The following is a 2,307-nucleotide window of genomic DNA, read 5'->3' as shown; positions in this document are numbered from 1 at the left end:
CCGCACCCGGATACACACCCAACAAAACCAGCACATCCCGAAAATTAACCCCCACCGCACACACCTCAACACGCACCTCAAACACACCCAATGAACGAGGCACCGCGTTCGGGACGGGGTCCGGGAGAACGGGGGACCAGGCCAGGTCCTCAAGCGTTCCGTTCCTGGCGGTGGTGAGGTGCCAGGGGCCGGTGTGCTGCACGTCCGCCGGCCGGTCGGGCTCGTCGCGTACGAGCTGCGGCGCGAGGATCTCGTCGCCCCGGACAGCGAGTTGGGGTTCGCCGGCGGCCAGAGCCCGTCGTACCGCATCGGGCGTCGTCCCTCGCGGGTCCAGGTCGAGCAGTGCGAGACGGCCGGGGTGTTCGGTCTGCGCGGACCGCACCAGCCCCCAGACCGGGGAGGCCGCGAGACCCGCCATGTGCTCCCCGCCTTCGACGGAGACCGCACCCTGGGTCACGAGGACCAGCCGGGATGCGGTGAACCGTGCCGAGGCGAGCCAGCGCTGGACGAGCTCCAGGGCGTGTCGGGCGGTGTGTTCGGCGGCCGCCGGGAGCGATTCACCGCCTGGTGCGAAGACCTCGGCCAGGACCTGGTCGGGTACTGGCTGATCACCGGCGCCCAGGCGATCCTCCAGTGCCGCGAGGTCGCGGCAGCCGGCCAGCGCGGGGTCGGGCTCCGGCAGGCTGTCGGTGGCCTCGCCGAGCACCGCGATACGGGGCGCTGCCCCGGCTTCCGGCCCGGAGCCGGTCACCGGGTTCCAGGCCACCCGGTACAGGGACGCGCCCGCCCCCGGGGACGCGGGGAAGGCCGCCTCGGTGACCGGGCGGGTCACCAGCGACCGGGCGGAGAGGACCGGCCGGCCGGCGGCGTCCGTGACCAGCACCGACAGCGCGCCCTCCTCCGGTTCCGCAGGAGTGAGGCGTACCCGCAGGCGCGTGGCACCGGTGGCGTGCAGCGTGACACCGGTCCACAGGAACGGCAGCCGCACGGTGTCCGGACCCGCGCCGTCCGCACACGCCGGCCACGCGTGCAACGCCGCGTCCAGCAGGGCCGGATGCAGGCCGAACCCCGCGGTGTCCGAGTCCGCCGCGTCCGGCAGCGTCACCTCGGCGAACACCGCGCCGTCGCCGTCCCGCCAGACGGTCTCCAGGCCGCGGAAGACCGGCCCGTACACCAGTCCCTCGTCGCTCAGCCGCTCGTACAACCCGGCCGTCTCCACCGGCCGCGCCCCCGCCGGCGGCCAACTGCCGAGACCGTCCGGTTCACCGGGCGCGCCGGCGGTCAGGGTCGCTCGCGCGTGCCGCGTCCAGGCGTGGGCCGGCGCGTCCTGGGCTCGGGCGTGGACGCTGATCCCGCGGTTGCCGTCGTGGTCGGGCGCGGCCACCAGGACCTGCACATGGGTCGTCCCGGTCGTGGTCATGACCAGCGGGACTTCGAGGGTCAGCTCGGTCACGTGGTCGCAGCCGACCGTGTCGGCGGCGCGCAGCGCCATGTCCAGGAACGCCGTGCCGGGGACGACGACGCGGCCGAGTACGGAGTGGTCGGCCAGCCAGGGCTGGTCGCGGAGCGACAGGCGTCCGGTGAACAGGAACCCGTCGGAGCCGGGCAGCGGTACGCCGCGGCCGAGCAGGGCGTGCCCGGTGGCCGCCATGCCGTGCGCGGTGCCGTCGGCGCCTCCGGCACCGCCGTGCTGCTGGATCCAGAAGCGCTGTCGTTGGAAGGCGTAGGTCGGGAGGTCGACCCGACGCGCACCACTACCGCCGAAGACCCGCGCCCACTCCACAGGCGCCCCCGCCACATACGCCTGCGCAACAGACCTCAGCAAACGCCCCCCACCACCCTCACCACGACGCAACGTACCCACCACCGACACCTCAACACCATGATCCTCAGCAGTCTGCTCCACACCCGGCGTGAGCACCGGATGCGCACTCACCTCGACGAACTGCCGAAACCCCTCATCAAGAAGCACCCGCACCGTCTCCTCGAACCGAACCGGAGAACGCAGATTCCGATACCAATACCCCGCATCCAACCCCACCCCATCCACCACACCACCCGTCACCGAGGAAAAGAACGGCACCACCCCCACACCCGGCACCACACCCGACACCGCCCTCTCCACCTCCACCCGCACCTCCTCCACCAACCCACAATGCGACGCATAATCCACCGGAACACGACGAGCCCGCACACCCCCAGCCTCACAACCCGCCAAAAACTCATCCAACGCCTCAACACCACCCGAAACCACAACCGCCGAAGGACCATTCACCGCCGCCACCGACAAAGCACCCCCGAACGACG

General features: G+C 71.7%; 1 protein-coding gene and 1 pseudogene. Both read right to left on the bottom strand.

Annotated features, from left to right (window positions below):
* A partial coding sequence (locus ACIQ7D_RS37470) for a polyketide synthase dehydratase domain-containing protein (RefSeq protein WP_403945771.1) occupies window positions 1-1,825 on the bottom strand: 1,825 nt, incomplete at its 3' end.
* A gap of 21 nt (window positions 1,826-1,846) precedes the next feature.
* Window positions 1,847-2,254 (bottom strand): annotated as a pseudogene (locus ACIQ7D_RS37465) (acyltransferase domain-containing protein); the annotation flags it as partial.
* Between the last annotated feature and the right edge of the window lie 53 nt (window positions 2,255-2,307).

The sequence above is a fragment of the Streptomyces sp. NPDC096310 genome, assembly GCF_044763125.1.
Classification (GTDB): domain Bacteria; phylum Actinomycetota; class Actinomycetes; order Streptomycetales; family Streptomycetaceae; genus Streptomyces.
This window is presented reverse-complemented; position numbering and strand designations above follow the sequence as displayed.